This is a genomic window from Campylobacter sp. CNRCH_2014_2452, assembly GCF_025772865.1.
GTDB lineage: Bacteria > Campylobacterota > Campylobacteria > Campylobacterales > Campylobacteraceae > Campylobacter_D > Campylobacter_D lari_D.
The window spans coordinates 85930-103094 of sequence record NZ_JAKMSX010000003.1 but is presented as its reverse complement, the minus strand read 5'-3'; the positions used below and the strand labels follow the sequence as shown (position 1 = coordinate 103094).

Below are 17165 nucleotides of genomic sequence, written 5' to 3'. Positions count from 1 at the left end.
AAATATATAATCTTTTTAAAAATTTAGGTAATATTTATGGCTAAAAAACACATTTTATTTGAATGTCAAGCTTGTGGAAATCAACAAAGTAAATGGCTAGGCAAATGTCCTGAATGTGGTTCTTGGGATAGTTTTGTTGAGCTAAAGCAAGAACAAATTAAGGTTTTAAAAGAGTTAAATTCACTCTCAAACACCCCAAGTTCTGCAGTATGTATAAATGATGTTATAGCAGAAAATTTCACACGCATTAGCACTGATGATAATGAGCTTGATTTAGTTTTAGGTGGTGGGCTTGTTGTGGGTTCTTTGGTGTTAATTGGGGGTTCACCTGGGGTTGGAAAATCCACACTTTTATTAAAAATTGCTTCGAATTTGGCTAAAAGTGGTAAAAAAGTACTTTATGTAAGTGGCGAGGAGAGTAAATCTCAAATCAAACTGCGTGCAGATCGTTTAAATGCAAATTGTGAGAATTTATTTTTACTTACTGAGCTTTGCTTGGAAGATATTTTAAGCGAGCTTTCTAAAAAAGATTATGAAATTTTAATTATTGATTCTATTCAAACTTTATATTCTAATAAAATTACTTCAGCAGCAGGTAGTATCACTCAAGTTAGAGAAATTACTTTTGAGTTGATGCGCTATTCTAAAGCCAATAATATTAGCACTTTTATCATAGGACATATCACTAAAGATGGGGCTATAGCTGGACCTAGAATTTTAGAGCATATGGTAGATGTAGTGCTTTATTTTGAAGGCGATGCCAATAAAGAAATAAGAATTTTAAGAGGCTTTAAAAATCGTTTTGGAAATATTTCCGAAGTTGGTATTTTTGAAATGACTTCCAAAGGCTTGATTAGTGCTAAAGATATAGCTAATAGATTTTTTACGCGTGGTAAGGCAGTAAGTGGTAGTGCTTTGAGTGTAGTGATGGAAGGAAGCAGAGCTTTAGTGCTAGAAATTCAAGCCTTAGTTTGTGAGAGTGCTTATCCAAAGCGTAGTGCAACAGGCTATGAAAAAAATCGTTTAGATATGCTCATAGCTTTACTAGAGAGAAAGCTTGAAATTCCCTTGGGGCATTATGATGTTTTTATTAATGTAAGTGGTGGGGTAAAAATTAGTGAAACTGCAGCAGATTTAGCGGTGGTTGCAGCAATTATTTCAAGTTTTAAAAACCGCCCTTTAAGCAAAGATAGTGTTTTTGTGGGTGAGCTTAGTTTAAATGGTGAAATCAAAGAAGTATTTTCACTTGATGTGCGTTTAAAAGAAGCTAAAATGCAAAAATTTAAAAATGCCATAGTACCTGTAAAACCTATGGAGGAACTTGGCTTAAAATGTTTTGTAGCTAAAGAATTGCGTGAGGTTTTAGAATGGATGTAAAATTTGATGTAATCATTATAGGTTCAGGTCTTGGAGGCTTAAGTGCAGGCGCTTTTTTAGCTAAAAATGGAAAAAGGGTTTTAGTTTTAGAACAGCATTCTTTAATTGGTGGTTGTGCTACTTGTTTTAAAAGAAAAGGCGCTTTGATTGATGCGGGACTTCATGAGATGGACCTAGGTGAAGCAAAAACTGATATGAAGCATTTGGTTTTTGATAAGCTTGGTATAAAGAATAAAATTCAAATTTTACCTTTACCAAGTGCATGGAGTATTAAAAGTAAAAATTATAATCTAACTTTACCTCATGGTATAGAAAAAGTAAAAGAAGTTTTGAAAAAAGAATTTCCGCAAGAGTGCAAAGGTATAGATAAATATTTTAAAGCTATAAAAACGCAAGCTTATGCTATTCGAAGATTTCCTTGGGATTTAAAATTAAGTGAGTTATTGTTGTTTCCTTTTGACACTGCTTGGATATTTATTAAAAATAGATTGTTTAATAAAAAAGTTTATGATGTTTTAAATGCTTATATTAAAAATGATAAGCTAAAAAAGATTTTAAATGCAAATATGAGTTATTATCATCATGATAGTAAAGAATTTATTTTCAGTTTTCATGGCATTGCTCAAAAGCATTATTATGATGGTGGAGTGTATATTAAAGGTGGCTCGCAAGCTTTAAGTGATGCTTTGGCTGAGGTTATCAAAGAAAATCAAGGGCAGGTTTTAGCTAAGGCTGAAGTTGTTAAAATACTCACAAAAGAACAAAAAGCTTATGGAGTAGAATACATTCAAAATAATCAAAAACATACCATCCATGCGCAAAATATCATCGCAAATTGCGATCCTTTAATCGTATATAAAGACTTGCTTAAAGAGTTAAATTTAACCCAAGAAATCAAAGCAATAGAATCTAAAAAGCGTGCTTGTTCTTTAGTAAGCGCTTATTTTATTTATGATAAAGATATTTCTAAAATTTATGAAAATATGGATTATTGTAATTTTATATTTGAAGATGATTTTTTAAATAGTTCATATGAAAACACTAATATTTTAAAACTAGATATTAAACAAAGGCCTATGGCTTTTGTGAATTATTCTAAGGTTGATAGTGGCTTAGCTAGTGATAAATACATAGGTGTTGTAGCTTTTAGTTCAAATTATCAAGAGTGGGATTTAAATAAGCAAGATTATAAAGTTAAAAAAGAAGAAGTATTAAAAGCCATAGTGCAAAGACTAGATGAGATTTTTCCAAATTTAAGTTCACACTTAATCCATCAAGAATTAGCCACGCCAAAAACTATACAAAGATATACTAAAGCTTATGAGGGTACAATTTATGGATTTTCTCAAGATCAAGAAGGGGTTAAATATAGATTGCATTATAAAAGTAAAAGTATAGAAAATTTATATTTTGCTAATGCTTTTATATTTCCTGGAGGTGGTTTTACAGGTGCGATTTTGGGTGGATATTTTTGTGCTAATAAAATGAATTTTCATTAAAATATAAGCAATTTTTTTATAATATTAGCTTTGAAATATTTATTCTGCTAAGGATTTTTAATGAAAGATTTATTTTTATTTAGTTCTTTTATAGATTCTAGCCACACTTTTGCATACTTTTTTCATTTGGGTATAGTGGTTGTGATTTCTTTGATTTTAGCAAAACTTGCTACAAGATCTATGCAAATTGTCCCAAGAGGTAGTCAGAATTTGGCTGAAGCTTATATGGAAGGCATTTTAAGCATGGGTAGGGATACTATGGGTAGCGATGAAGCTGCTAGAAAATATTTACCTTTAGTTGCAACTATAGGTTTTATGGTGTTTTTTAGTAATATCATAGGAATCATCCCTGGTTTTGAAGCTCCAACAGCAAGTTTAAATTTTAGTGCTTCTTTGGCTATTATAGTATTTGTGTATTATCATTTTGAAGGTATTAGAACTCAAGGATTTTTTAAGTATTTTGCACATTTCATGGGACCTGTGAAAATTCTAGCACCTTTGATGTTTCCTATAGAAGTGGTTTCTCATTTTTCAAGAGTTATTTCTTTATCTTTCCGTTTATTTGGTAATATCAAGGGAGATGATTTATTCTTAGCAGTTATTTTAGCTCTTGTGCCTTGGGTTGCGCCATTGCCTGCTTATATGCTTTTAACTTTTATGGCATTTTTACAATCTTTTATTTTTATGATTTTAACTTATGTTTATTTAGCAGGTGCAACTGTAGTTGATGAGCATCATTAATTTTTAAAAAGCAAAAAATATTTTTTGCTTTTTTCTTTTTTAATCTTCTTCTTTTATTCTTTTTTAAACTCTTTTTGAAATAAAAAACGCTAGAATAAACAAAAAATTCTAAGGAAAATTTTAATGTTTGAAGTTGTTATAGGACTTGAAGTTCATGCACAATTAAATACAAAAACAAAAATCTTTTGCTCATGTGCGACTTCTTTTGGAGAAAAATCAAATACTAATGTATGCCCAACATGTTTAGCTTTGCCAGGTGCTTTACCTGTATTAAATCAAGAAGCGGTAAAAAAAGCCATAGCATTTGGAAAAGCAGTTAATGCAACTATAAATAAAAAAAGTATTTTTAATAGAAAAAATTATTTTTATCCTGATTTACCAAAAGCTTATCAAATTTCGCAATTTGATATTCCTATAGTGGAAAATGGTGAGTTATTTATCAATGTAAATGGAGAAAATAAACGCATAGGTATCACTAGGGCTCATTTAGAAGAAGATGCAGGAAAAAATATACATGAGAGTAATTTTTCAAAAGTAGATTTAAATAGAGCAGGCACGCCTTTGCTTGAAATTGTCAGTGAACCTGAACTTAGAAGTTCCGATGAAGCAGTGGCTTATTTGAAAAAATTACATTCTATTATAAGATTTTTAGATATTTCAGATGCAAATATGCAAGAAGGTAGTTTTAGATGTGATGCTAATGTTAGTATTCGTCCAAAGGGTGATGATAAGCTTTATACTAGAGTGGAGATTAAAAATTTAAATTCATTCCGTTTTATTCAAAAGGCGATTGAGTATGAAGTAAAACGCCAAAGTGAAGCTTGGGAAGATGGAAAATACGATCAAGAAGTTGTGCAAGAAACAAGATTATTTGATACGGTTAATTTAGTTACTAGAAGTATGAGAGGTAAGGAAGATTCTGCTGAATATAGATATTTCCCTGATCCTGATCTTTTACCTGTAATTTTAGATGATGAAATGCTAAATCAAGATATACCTGAACTTCCTGATGAGAAAAAAGCTAGATTTGTGAGTGAATTGGGTATTAAAGAAAGTGATAGTGAAGTGATTGTTTCTTCATTAGAGCTTTGTAGATATTTTGAGTATCTAATTAATCAAAAATTAAATCCAAAACTTTGTGTTGCTTGGCTTACGACAGAGTTAATGGGGCTTTTAAAAGGCGAATTGACTATAGAAAATTCACCTATAAAACAAGAAAAATTAGCTGTTTTGATCAAACGTATAGAAGAAGGTGTTATTAGTGCTAAAGCAGGTAAGGATATTTTAGCTTATGTATTTGAAAATACAGAAGTTGAAATTGATGATGCTATTGAAAAACTTGGTTTAAAACAAGTAAGTGATGATGGTGCTATTGAAAAGATTATTGATGAAATTTTAGCAAACAATGAAGATAAAGTAGCTGAATATAAAAGTGGTAAAGATAAACTTTTTGGTTTCTTTGTCGGTCAGGCAATGAAAGCAGGTAAGGGTGCATTTAATCCTGCTAAGGTAAATGAAATTTTAAAAGCAAAACTTGGTTAAATATGAAAATAGCAGTTGTTGGTGCAGGAAAATGGGGAAGTGCTTTATATGATGCATTGAGCGTTAAAAATGAATGCGTAATAACTTCTTTTCACGAAAAAGATCTTTCTTATTTTGTTAGCACCAAAGAAGCTTTAGAATATGAATATTTAGTTTTTGCTTTATATGCTCAAGGAATGCATGAATGGCTTGCAAATAATTTTAAAGATTTAAATCAAAAAATTCTTGTAGCTTCTAAGGGTATTGATTGTAAAAGTTTAAAATTTATGGATGAGGTTTTTAGTGAGTTCATAAGTAGTGATAGACTTTGTTTTTTAAGTGGTCCTTCTTTTGCAAGTGAAGTTTTAGAAAAAAAACCTTGTGCTTTGGTTGTTAGTGGTAAAAATCAAGAGCTTTGTAATCAATTTGCAAGTTTTTTTCCAAATTATATTAAAACCTATACAAGTTCTGATGTTAAAGGCGCTGAAATTTGTGGTGCATATAAGAATGTTTTAGCAATTGCAAGCGGAGTTTGCGATGGTTTAAATTTAGGCAATAATGCAAGAGCTTCTTTAGTTTCAAGAGGCTTGGTGGAAATGCACCGCTTTGGACAATTTTTTAATGCTAAAGAAGAAACATTTTTAGGGCTTAGTGGAGCTGGAGATTTATTTTTAACAGCTTCAAGTAACTTATCAAGAAATTATAGAGTAGGTTTGAATTTGGCTAGTGACAAAAATATAAAAGATATTTTAATGGAACTTGGAGAGGTAGCTGAAGGAGTGCAAACTGCTTATGCTATACATTCTTTATCGAAACAATTTCAAATTTATACCCCGATTGTTAACGAAGTAGTCTTAATGCTAGAGGGTAAGAATGCTTGGGAATCTTTGAAAGATTTGATGTCATCAAAGGAGGAAATATCATGATCATCAAAAATGCAAAAATTTATGGCGAACAAAAGCTTGATCTTAAAATAGAAGATGGGAAAATTACTCAAATTGCTAATGATTTAATTGATGATGGGTATATTGTTGATATAGAAGGCAAAACTTTACTTCCTTCGTTTATTGATTTAAATGTTAGTTTGCTTGATAATGAATTTAGTATAGATAAATTATATGATCTTGAAAAAGCATGCTTAAAAGGTGGGGTAGGGACTATTGTTTTAAAAGATAGTTTAGAAGCTAATACTCAAGGTTATGCGCTTTATTTTGATAAATTAAAATCTTTAGATATTAATGTTTTACCTACTATTAATGTATTAGATAAAACAGAAAAATTAAAAAATATTGCTACCTTAATTGATATGGGCGCAAAAGGCTTAGAGCTTTCAAGTACTTTAGGAGCAAATTATTTAAGACAATGTATGCAATATGCCAATATGAAATCAACCCCTGTATTTTTAAAGTGTTTTGATGAGAGTTTTGACGATCATGGAGTAATGAATGATGGACAAATAAGCTTTGAATTAGGACTTATAGGAATTAGTGATATAGCTGAAACTAGTGAAGTGGCAAAAATGAAAGAATTAGTGGAATTTTATAAAAACAAAGCTTGTTTTAGCTCTTTAGCAATTGCAAGATCGTTTGAATTATTGCATGATCAATATAGTGAAATTTCAATCCATCATTTAATCAAAGATGAAAGTACTTGTGAAAATTTTAACACTCAAGCAAAAATTTTACCTCCATTAAGAACAAAAGATGAGGCAACAAATCTTAAAAAGTTGCTTCAAGATAAGAAAATTACTTTCTTAAGTTCTTTGCATACTCCTAACACTAAAAAAGATTTGGCTTTTGATGAAGCAGATTTTGGAGTTAATGCCATAGCTATATATATGAGTTTATGTTTTACATATTTAGTAAAAGAAGGTATCTTAACTTGGAAAGAATTATGTGATTTTACAAGCTATAATCAAGCGCAATTTTTAGGATTAAATAAAGGTAAAATAGAACTTGGTTTTGATGCTGATTTAGTTATATTTGATGAAAAACTTTCTTTTAATGGAGAAGGTTTATATGCAAATGATATCTTGCAAGGTAAGGTAGAAAAAAGTTTTATAGCAGGAAAAGTTTTTAGCCTTTAAGCTAAAAACTTTTATTTATCTTGCATAGCTTGAGCTACTTGAGCTGAACTATTTCTAATTTTTTCCATACATTCTCTAGCTTCTTTGGCTAAATCCACGCTTTGATTTACGCCACTTAAGCCATCTTTAATGCTTTGTACAACTTCAGCTGTTACATTTCTGATAGAATTAATGGTAGTAGTGATTTCATTTACTGAATGTCCAGTTCTTTCAGCTAGATTTCTAACTTCATCAGCAACAACAGCAAAACCTCTACCATGCTCACCTGCACGCGCTGCCTCAATAGCCGCATTTAGAGCTAAAAGATTGGTTTGATCGGCTATATCGCTAATGGTTTGAATAATATTTTTAATTTCTTCTGATTGCTCATTTAATGATGATACGAGATTGCTACTATTGTTCATCATATCAGCAATGCCTTGAATATTTTGAACCGTATTTTCTATAACACTATCGCCCTCTTGAGTGAGATTGTCATTTTGTTCAGCTAATTCACTAATGAGCTTTAATTTTTCCTCATCTCTTACAACTTGTTCGGTAATATCTGTTGCAAATTTAATAACTTTGTAAATTTCTCCATCATCATTTTTGATAGGATTATAACTTGCTTCTAAATGGATTAGTTTGTTGTTTTTACCAAAGCGTATGAATTTTCCTGATTGAAATTTACCACTTCTTAGCTCTTCCCAAAAAATTGTATATTCTTTGGAATTTCTAAATTTTTCCTCGCAGAACATACTATGGTGTTTTCCTTTGATTTCACTTAGTGAATAACCCATGGTTTGAGTGAAGTTTTCATTAGCATTTAAAATCTCTCCATAAGGATTAAATTCAATAATAGCCATAGAACGATTAGCGGCATCTATGGTGTTTTTTAGATCAAGCATTTCATAGTTTCTTTGAGTAATGTCATTTGCAAATTTAATAACCTTATACACTTCATTGTTTTGGTTTAAAATAGGAAGATAATTGGCTTCAAGATAAATATCTTTCCCGCCTTTTGCAATGCGTCTAAAAAGTCCATTTCTTGATATACCACTTTTTAAATCTCTCCAAAAATCAACATAGCGTTGCGACTTTACAACCTCTGGTAAACAAAACATACTATGGTGTTTACCTTTGATTTCACTTAAAGAGTAATTCATAGTTTTTAGAAAATTTTCATTAGCATTAATAATAGTTCCATCTGTTTGAAATTCTATCATGGCCATAGTTTTGCTAATAGCATTAAGTATATCTTGAAAAGCTTGATTAGATTGCTCTAATTGAGTAATTTGTTCATTAATTTTTTTCTTGTTGATAAACATAAAACCCCTTTATAAAATAATTCGGAATTATATAGTGCTTTTTAAAATAAATAATTTGTTTATATTAGCTTTTTGTTAAATTATAAAATTTTTCTTGGAGAGAATTTCTTATTTCATCGTTAATTTTCTCATTGTCATTTAGATATTGTTTGTTAAGTTCTTCAAGCTCTTTTAAAAATCCAAAAAGTGTTTCTTCCCATAAAGCATTATTTCTTTTACTTAAATTCATTGTTTGGATATGATTAAGTTTTCTACTCATATCGCTTAAATTCTCTAAAAATTCATCTTTATAATTTTCATCTTGGAGTGTAAAGGTATTTTGTAAAAGATTATTTTTTATATTTCTTATTTCTTCGTTAATTAGATCACAAAATTCAGGATAAATATCATTTTTAATAGGTTCAAGTAAGGCTTGTTCATCTAGTTTTAGAGTATATTTTTTTATGGCAAAAAAAAGAATTAAAAAAGCTATTGCACTGACTAAAATATAGAAAGTCATTTTGTTTTGATAATCCTTAAAAAATAAAAATGGTGCGGTTAGCGAGATTTGAACTCGCACACGCTGAGCGCACCACCCCCTCAAGATGGCGTGTCTACCAATTCCACCATAACCGCATAAGCCCCACAAGAGGGCTTTGAAAATTTTAAGCTGCTACTAATGCTTGGAATGGATTAGCATAAAGAGCGATAAGAGCAATAACAAGTGCATAAATAACTTGAGCTTCAATCATCGCTAAAGCAATAAACATAGTAGTCATTAATTTACCACCAAGACCAGGGTTTCTAGCAGTACCTGCTATAGTTGCTGCTGCAGTATTACCCATACCGATAGCTCCACCTAAAGCTGCAACACCAAGTCCTAAACCTGCTGCTAAGATAGAAAAAGAAGCTAACCATTGATTCATAGAACCTTCAGCTGCAAATGCAAAACCGCTTAAAGCTAGCATTAAAAATACGATTTTTTTCATAGTTTTTCCTTGTAAAAATTTAAATCCTTTCGGCTTGCGTATCCCTACTCGTGATTTATAAAAGCGAAATTATATACAAATATAACTTTAAAATTATTGAAATTTAAATTAATATTATATATTTTAAAATAAATTAAAGTTTTTTTTAGCTACATTAAAAATTTTTATAGTTTTATAAAATTAAGGTTATCTTTATGAATGAAAAATTTTCTAAAATAGGCTTTGTATTAGCGGTAGCAGGTTCAGCTGTTGGACTTGGAAATGCTTGGAAATTTCCAACTTTGGTAGGACAAAATGGAGGTTCAGCTTTTGTACTTTTATATTTGCTTTTGACTTTGGGGGTAGGGTTTGTAATATTTTTGGCTGAACTTAGCATAGGAAAACTTAGTGAAAAAGATCCTGTAAATGCCTATTATACTTTAGCTCCAAAACACAAAAGAGCTTGGTCTATAGTTGGTTTTTCTTTAATAGGTGCTATTTTGATTGTTTCTTTTTATAGCGTGATAATAGGATGGATTGTTAAGTATGCTTATTTTGGGTTTTTTCCTTTACCAAAAAGTATAGAAGAAAGTGGCGCTATTTTTGGAAATTTACTTTCTAATGATGTTTTATCTCAGTTTATATGTTTTACTTTTGTGTTTATAGTAATTTTTTATGTAGTATCAAAAGGTGTTAAAAGTGGTATAGAAAAACTCAATGTTTGGATGATGCCAAGCTTATTTACATTGCTTATTTTAATGCTTGGATATTCTTTTAGTATGGATGGTTTTTCTAAAGCAAGTGAGTTTTTGTTTTCTCCAGACTTTTCTAAGCTTAGTGTAGGAGCATTTTTAAGTGCATTAGGGCTTGCTTGTTTTTCTTTATCTATTGGAGTGGGTTCAATTATAACTTATTCTGCAAGTTTATCTGATAAAACAAATTTTATTACAAGCACTATTAACATTATCATTATTAATATTATTATTGGTATTATGATGGGACTTATTGTATTTACTTTCATATTTGAATTTAATGGAGATCCAGCTCAACAAGGTCCAGGTTTGATTTTTGTATCTTTGATGAGTTTGTTTTCAAATATTGACCCAATTGGCTTTTTACCTTTGGGAAATATTTTAGCTGTGGCTTTTTTTATAGCTTTGTTTTTTGCAGGGATTACTTCAGCAGTTTCCATGATAGAACCTTTAACCTTTTATTTAATCAATTCTTATAATTTTACAAGAAAAAAAGCTTTGATTTTTATAGCTTTCATTGTGTATTTTTTGGGAAGTTTGTGTATTTTATCAGGAATTGAGTGGAGTAAAGATTCTTTAGAATTTTTTGGAAAAAGTTTTTTTGATATATTAGATTTTATTGCTTCAAATTTAATGATGCCTTTAGGTGGATTATTTGGTGCAATCTTTGTAGGTTTTGTGCTTAAAAAAGAAGCTTTACAAACTTTATTTTATCCTTATATGAGGGGTAAATACTTTGAGTGTTGGTATTTTTTTGTAAGATATATCTCGCCTTTAGCTGTGATTTTAATCATGGCAAAACAATTATTTTTTTAAGGTTAAAAGATGAATGAAAAATTTTCTAAAATAGGCTTTGTATTAGCGGTAGCAGGTTCAGCTGTTGGACTTGGAAATGCTTGGAAATTTCCAACTTTAGTGGGTAACAATGGTGGTTCAGCTTTTGTGGTGGTATATTTACTTTTAACCTTGGGTGTGGCTTTTGTGATATTTTTGGCTGAACTTAGCATAGGAAAACTTAGTGAAAAAGATCCTGTAAATGCTTATTATACTTTAGCGCCAAAAAATAAAAAGGCATGGTCATTTGCGGGATTTTTTATGCTTGGTGCTATTATTTTAGTGTCTTTTTATAGTGTTGTTATAGGTTGGATAGCAAAATATGCTTATTTTGGGTTTTTTGAATTACCTAAAGATACAAAAGAAGCAGGCGCTATTTTTGGAAATTTACTTTCTAATGATGTTTTATCTCAGTTTATATGTTTTACTTTTGTGTTTATAGTAATTTTTTATGTAGTATCAAAAGGTGTTAAAAGTGGTATAGAAAAACTCAATGTTTGGATGATGCCAAGCTTATTTACATTGCTTATTTTAATGCTTGGATATTCTTTTAGTATGGATGGTTTTTCTAAAGCAAGTGAGTTTTTATTTGTACCTGATTTTTCAAAATTAAGTGTTAATTCTATATTAGATGCACTAGGGCTTGCATTTTTTAGTATGTCTTTGGGTGTATGTGTGATTTTAACTTATGCAGCAAGTTTGCCCGATAAAACAAATTTTATAAGCAGTGCTTTAAATATTATCATTATTAATACTATCATTGGTTTGATGATGGGACTTATTGTATTTACTTTTATATTTGAATTCGGAGCCGATCCTACTCAACAAGGTCCAGGACTTATATTTATATCATTAACAACGCTTTTTGCAAAGTTAGGGTTTTTGGGAAATGTTTTAGCCATAGCCTTTTTTATAGCTTTATTTTTTGCAGGGATTACTTCGGCTATTTCTATGATAGAACCTTTTACTTTTTATCTTATAAATCGTTATCAAATTTCAAGAAAAAAAGCTTTGGTTTTTGTGGGTATGATTGTTTATTTTCTTGGAAGTTTATCTATACTTTCTTTTTATCATGTAAGTGCATCAAGTTTAAATTTCTTTGGGAAAAGTTTTTTTGATATTTTAGACTTTTTCATACAAAATTTATTAATGCCAATTTCTGCTTTAATTACAGCATTTTTTGTGGGTTTTGTGCTTAAAAAAGAAGCTTTGCAAACTTTATTTTACCCATTTATGCGTGGGATATATTTTGAAATTTGGTATATCTTTTTAAGATACATTTCTCCATTAGCGGTTATTTTAATTATGGCTAGACAGCTTTTTTTTTAAGGTATTAAAATGAATGATAAATTTTCTAAAATAGGTTTTGTATTAGCAGTAGCAGGTGGAGCTATAGGGCTTGGAAATGCTTGGAAATTTCCAACCTTAGTAGGCCAAAATGGTGGTTTTGCTTTTGTACTTTTGTATTTACTTTTGACTATTAGTATAGGATTTTGTGTATTTTTGGCTGAAATTGCTATGGGAAGATTAAGTCAGAGTGATCCTGTAAATGCTTATAAAAGCTTAGCAACTAAATATGCTCAAAAATGGAAATTTGCTGGATTTTTTATGCTCGGTGGAATTTTTGTATTATCTTTTTATCTTGTTATTATGGGTTGGGTTTTAAAATATATGATAACTTCGATTTATTATCTACCTAGTAATACTCAAGAAGCAGGAGCTTTATTTGGAAATTTAATACAAAATAGTATTTTAGAAAGTAGTTTGTATTTTTTAATTGCTTTTTTTCTTACCTTGTTTGTTGTTTCAAGAGGGGTTAAAAGCGGTATAGAAAAACTTAATGTTTGGATTATGCCAAGTTTGTTTATTATGCTTGTTTTAATGCTAGTATATTGTTTTTTTCAAGATGGTTTTAAGGAAGCTTTTGTTTATTTGTTTTATCCTGATTTTACCAAGCTTAGTTTAAACTCTGTTTTAACAGCTTTAGGTCTTGCTTTTTTTACTTTATGTTTAGGTATAGGTTGTATTACCACTTATGCAGCCTCTTTAAAAGACGATACAAATTTAATTACAAGTTCGGCCATAATTGTGCTTTTAAATATCAGTATAGGTTTGATGATGGGACTTATTGTATTTACTTTTATATTTAAATTTAATGCTAATCCTGCAGAAGGAGCTGGGCTTGTATTTATATCTTTAACAACTTTATTTTCTAATTTAGGTGCTATCTTTGGACATTTTTTAGCTTTTTATTTTTTCTTAGCTTTATTTTTTGCAGGGATTACTTCAGCAGTTTCTATGATAGAACCTTTTACTTTTTATCTTGTAAATGAATATAAAATTTCAAGAAAAAAAGCTTTGGTTTTTATAGGCTTTGTAGTTTTTCTTTTGGGAATGAGTTGTATTTTATCTTTTAGTGCTAATTATGGGGCTAGCTTTAGTTTTTTTGGTTTAAGTTTTTTTGATATTTTAGATAAATTAACTTCTAATTTTATGCTCCCACTTGGAGCTATTGCAAGTGCTATTTTCGTAGGATTTTTTGTGGAAAAAATAAAAATTTACAATTTATTTTCTAAGTTTATGAGTAGAAGTATTTTTGAAGTATGGTATTTTTTACTTAGATTTGTTGCACCTATTGCGATTATTATCATTATGTTAAATCAAATTTTATAAATTTATTTTTTAAGAAAGTAGAGTTATAATTGCAAAGATGTAAAAATAAGGAAAAATTATGGCTAAAAAGTTAATTGATGTGATGGATACCACATTTAGGGATGGTTTTCAATCTGTTTATGGTGCTAGAGTTTTAATGAATGATTTTTTTCCTGCCCTAGAAGCAGCTAAAGAAGCAGATATTAAGCATTTTGAATTTGGTGGTGGAGCTAGATTCCAAAGTTTATTTTTTTATTTGAACGAAAATGCTTTTGAAATGATGGACAAATTTAGAGCCATCGCTGGAAAAGATGCAAATTTACAAACTCTTGCAAGAGGGGTTAATACCGTAGCACTTGATACAGGTAGTAAAGAAATTATCAATTTGCATGCAAAAATGTTTGCAAAACACGGCGCAACTACAATAAGAAATTTTGATGCATTAAATGATGTAAATAATTTAAAATTTAGTGGAGAATGTATAGTTAAACATGGCTTAAAACATGAAATTACCATTACTTTAATGGATTTACCTCCAAAATGTAAAGGTGCGCATGATGTGCCATTTTATGAAAGAATTTTAAAAGAAATTCTACAAGCTCAAATTCCTTTTGATAGTATTTGTTTTAAAGATGCAAGCGGAACTTCAAATCCAAATAAAATTTATGAAGTTATTAAAATGGCTAGAAAAAACCTGCCTGAAAATATGCATATAAGATTACATACGCATGAAACCGCAGGGGTAAGCATAGCATGCTATTTAGCGGCTTTAGAAGCAGGTGTTGATGGTATAGATTTAGCTGCAGCTCCTGTTAGTGGTGGTACTTCTCAACCTGATATTTTAACAATGCTTCATGCTTTAAAAGGAAGCAATTTTGATCTTGGTTTAGATGAAGAGAAAATTTTAAAATATGAAGAAGTGTTAAAAGATTGCTTAAAAGATTATTTTCTACCACCTGAAGCAACGGCGGTAAATCCTTTAATACCTTTTTCACCTATGCCAGGTGGAGCATTAACTGCTAATACGCAAATGATGAGAGATAATAATATTTTAGATAAATTTCCTCAAGTTATAAAAGCTATGCAAGAAGTAGTAGAAAAAGGTGGTTATGGTACTTCTGTTACTCCTGTATCGCAGTTTTATTTCCAGCAAGCTTTTAATAATGTAATGTTTGGTCCTTGGAAAAAAATTGCAGATGGATATGGAAAAATGGTTTTAGGATATTTTGGAAAAACTCCCGTTGCTCCAGATCCTGAAGTAATTAAGCTTGCAAGCGAGCAATTAAAACTAGAACCAACTACAAAATTAGCCACAGATATTGCTGATGCTGATGAGAGCAAAAGTATAGCTTATATTAAAAACTTATTAGAAAAAGAAAATTTAGAAACAAGTGAAGAAAATATTTTTATCGTTGCAGCTTGTAAAGAAAAAGGCATAGCTTTCTTAAAAGGCGAAGCTAAGGTTAATGTTAGAAAAAATAGCAAATTAAAATCAAGTCTTATCGATGAAAATCAATTTACCGTTTCAGTTAATGGTAACAAATATCATGTAGAAGTAAGTGCAGGTTTTGATAGAGATGTTAATGTTAAAAGTGCTGTAAAAGTAAGTGCAGATAATGCAAAAGTTGCAAAAACTCAAGTAAATGATAATGCTATTGTTGCAAGTATGAATGCAAATGTATTTAAAATTTTAGTTAAAGAAAATGATAGTGTAAAGGCAGGTCAAGTTGTAGCTGTACTTGAAGCTATGAAAATGGAAATTGAGATTAGTGCAAGTAAAGATGGAGAAATTGCAGAACTTTTAGTAAATGCTGGTGAGAGCGTAAGTGAAGGTCAAGCTTTAATGACTTATAAATAAGGAGGTAAAGATGAAAGGTTTAGAAAATTTAGGCTTAGAAAATATCGGACAAGTTTTTCACAATCTTAGTTATGATGAGCTTTTAAAGCACGAAAAAAACAATAATGAAGGTGTATGTACTAAAAATGGTACCTTTAGTGTAGATACAGGAATTTTTACTGGAAGAAGTCCTAAAGATAAATATTTTGTAAAACAAGATCCTTCGCAAAAATACATTGCTTGGGGTAAGATTAATCAGCCTATTAGTGAGAAATTATTTGAAAAGCTTTTAGCAAAAGCTAAAAAACAACTTAGTAATAGTGATATTTATATCCAAGATGCATATTGTGGAGCTTCGTTAAAAAGTCGTAAAACTGTGCGTTTTGTAACTCAAATTGCATGGCAAGCACATTTTGTAAAAAATATGTTTATTCGTCCAAAAGAAGAAGAACTTAGTGAGTTTAAACCTGATTTTGTGGTGTATAATGCTTGCAAATGTATTAATGAAGATTATAAAAAAGATGGTTTAAATTCAGAGGTTTTTGTCATTTTTAACATAGAAAAAAATATAGCAGTAATTGGTGGAACTTGGTATGGTGGAGAGATGAAAAAAGGAATTTTTTCTATGATGAATTATTGGCTTCCACTAGAAAATAAACTTTCTATGCATTGTAGTGCTAATGTTGGAGAAAAAGGTGATGTAGCGCTTTTCTTTGGGCTTAGTGGTACAGGTAAAACTACTCTTTCAACTGATCCAAAAAGAAAATTAATAGGCGATGATGAGCATGGTTGGGATGATGAGGGTGTGTTTAATTTTGAAGGAGGTTGTTATGCAAAATGTATTAACCTTGATCCTCAAAGTGAACCAGAAATTTATGGAGCTATAAAGCAAAATGCACTTTTAGAAAATGTAGTTTTAAAAGATGATTTAAGCGTTGATTTCAATGATGGTTCTAAAACTGAAAATACTAGAGTTTCTTATCCGATAGAGCATATTTTAAATCACGAGCCAAGCCTTAGTGCAGGTCATCCTAGTAATATCATTTTCCTTTCAGCGGATGCTTTTGGTGTTTTACCTCCGGTTAGTAAGCTTAGTAAAGAACAAGCAATGTATTATTTTCTAAGTGGTTATACTGCTAAAGTAGCAGGTACTGAAAGAGGCATTACCGAACCTGTTGCGACTTTTTCAGCTTGTTTTGGAGAAGTGTTTTTGCCATTACACCCAACTGTTTATGCAAAACTTTTGGGCGAAAAAATCAGCAAGCATAATGTAAATGTTTATCTGGTAAATACCGGTTGGAGCGGTGGAGCTTATGGTGTAGGCAAAAGAATGAGTATTAAAGCTACTAGAGCTTGTATTAATGCGATTTTAGATGGTAGCATACAAAATTGTGAGTTTGAAAACTATGATTTATTTAATCTTGCAGTTCCAAAAGAATTAGCGGGTGTAGAAAGTAAGTTATTAAACCCTGTTAATACTTGGGAGGATAAAAAAGCTTATGAAGAAACTAAATTAAAGCTTGCAAAAATGTTTATAGAAAATTTCAAACGCTATGAAGATGTAAAAGAAGGAGCAGAATTTAAACTAGCTGGTCCTGCTATCTAAAAAGAG

14 protein-coding genes and 1 tRNA gene are annotated in these 17165 nt (G+C 30.2%); 11 read left to right on the top strand and 4 right to left on the bottom strand.

The genetic code is table 11. The features are described 5' to 3' along the window. Positions 1–36: 36 nt before the first annotated feature. From radA to L8X38_RS02600, 6 genes are all read left to right on the top strand, one after another. Entirely contained in the window at positions 37–1377 is a 1341-nt protein-coding gene (gene radA, locus L8X38_RS02625; RefSeq protein ID WP_258108000.1) for a DNA repair protein RadA, read from the top strand. After that, positions 1368–2876: a phytoene desaturase family protein gene (locus L8X38_RS02620; protein ID WP_258107999.1), complete on the top strand. Its 1509-nt coding sequence runs from the start codon at positions 1368–1370 to the stop codon at positions 2874–2876. The genes radA and L8X38_RS02620 overlap by 10 nt, the downstream gene beginning before the upstream one ends. A gap of 60 nt (positions 2877–2936) precedes the next feature. After that, positions 2937–3617, top strand: coding sequence for a F0F1 ATP synthase subunit A (locus L8X38_RS02615; RefSeq protein ID WP_133319696.1), 681 nt, complete (start codon positions 2937–2939; stop codon positions 3615–3617). A 123-nt stretch (positions 3618–3740) separates the two neighbouring features. After that, positions 3741–5159: an Asp-tRNA(Asn)/Glu-tRNA(Gln) amidotransferase subunit GatB gene (gene gatB / locus L8X38_RS02610; protein WP_263661212.1), complete on the top strand. Its 1419-nt coding sequence runs from the start codon at positions 3741–3743 to the stop codon at positions 5157–5159. Between the two features lie 2 nt (positions 5160–5161). Beyond that, positions 5162–6064: an NAD(P)H-dependent glycerol-3-phosphate dehydrogenase gene (locus L8X38_RS02605; protein ID WP_257928994.1), complete on the top strand. Its 903-nt coding sequence runs from the start codon at positions 5162–5164 to the stop codon at positions 6062–6064. Beyond that, a complete protein-coding gene (locus L8X38_RS02600) occupies positions 6061–7224 on the top strand; it encodes a metal-dependent hydrolase (RefSeq protein WP_263661211.1) in 1164 nt (387 codons plus the stop codon). Before L8X38_RS02605 ends, L8X38_RS02600 begins: the two co-directional genes overlap by 4 nt. Before the next feature lie 11 nt (positions 7225–7235). Here the strand turns inward: L8X38_RS02600 and L8X38_RS02595 are convergent, their stop codons facing one another. The 4 genes from L8X38_RS02595 to L8X38_RS02580 all read right to left on the bottom strand — a co-directional run bounded on the left by L8X38_RS02595 (position 7236) and on the right by L8X38_RS02580 (position 9499). Beyond that, positions 7236–8531 (bottom strand): methyl-accepting chemotaxis protein, encoded by a 1296-nt coding sequence (locus L8X38_RS02595; protein ID WP_263661210.1) that lies wholly within the window; start codon positions 8529–8531, stop codon positions 7236–7238. Between the two features lie 64 nt (positions 8532–8595). Then, entirely contained in the window at positions 8596–9030 is a 435-nt protein-coding gene (locus tag L8X38_RS02590) for a hypothetical protein (protein ID WP_220566681.1), read from the bottom strand. 30 nt (positions 9031–9060) lie between these two features. Beyond that, a tRNA-Leu gene (locus L8X38_RS02585) sits at positions 9061–9146 on the bottom strand. 29 nt (positions 9147–9175) lie between these two features. Beyond that, positions 9176–9499, bottom strand: coding sequence for a F0F1 ATP synthase subunit C (locus L8X38_RS02580; RefSeq protein WP_012661906.1), 324 nt, complete (start codon positions 9497–9499; stop codon positions 9176–9178). A 194-nt stretch (positions 9500–9693) separates the two neighbouring features. Here L8X38_RS02580 and L8X38_RS02575 point away from each other — a divergent pair, with 194 nt between their 5' ends. The 5 genes from L8X38_RS02575 to pckA are packed head-to-tail and all read left to right on the top strand — an operon-like array spanning position 9694 to position 17159. After that, on the top strand, positions 9694–11046 hold the full coding sequence (locus L8X38_RS02575; RefSeq protein WP_263661209.1) for a sodium-dependent transporter: 1353 nt from the start codon (positions 9694–9696) through the stop codon (positions 11044–11046). A gap of 9 nt (positions 11047–11055) precedes the next feature. Further along, positions 11056–12393: a sodium-dependent transporter gene (locus tag L8X38_RS02570; RefSeq protein WP_263661207.1), complete on the top strand. Its 1338-nt coding sequence runs from the start codon at positions 11056–11058 to the stop codon at positions 12391–12393. A 9-nt stretch (positions 12394–12402) separates the two neighbouring features. Next, complete coding sequence (locus L8X38_RS02565) at positions 12403–13737, top strand: sodium-dependent transporter (RefSeq protein WP_133319885.1); 1335 nt, start codon at positions 12403–12405, stop codon at positions 13735–13737. A 58-nt stretch (positions 13738–13795) separates the two neighbouring features. Then, positions 13796–15574: a biotin/lipoyl-containing protein gene (locus tag L8X38_RS02560; RefSeq protein ID WP_263661205.1), complete on the top strand. Its 1779-nt coding sequence runs from the start codon at positions 13796–13798 to the stop codon at positions 15572–15574. 10 nt (positions 15575–15584) lie between these two features. Next, positions 15585–17159 carry a phosphoenolpyruvate carboxykinase (ATP) gene (gene pckA, locus L8X38_RS02555; RefSeq protein WP_263661204.1) on the top strand — a complete coding sequence of 525 codons (1575 nt, stop codon included), beginning with the start codon at positions 15585–15587 and terminating at the stop codon, positions 17157–17159. Positions 17160–17165 lie beyond the last annotated feature (6 nt).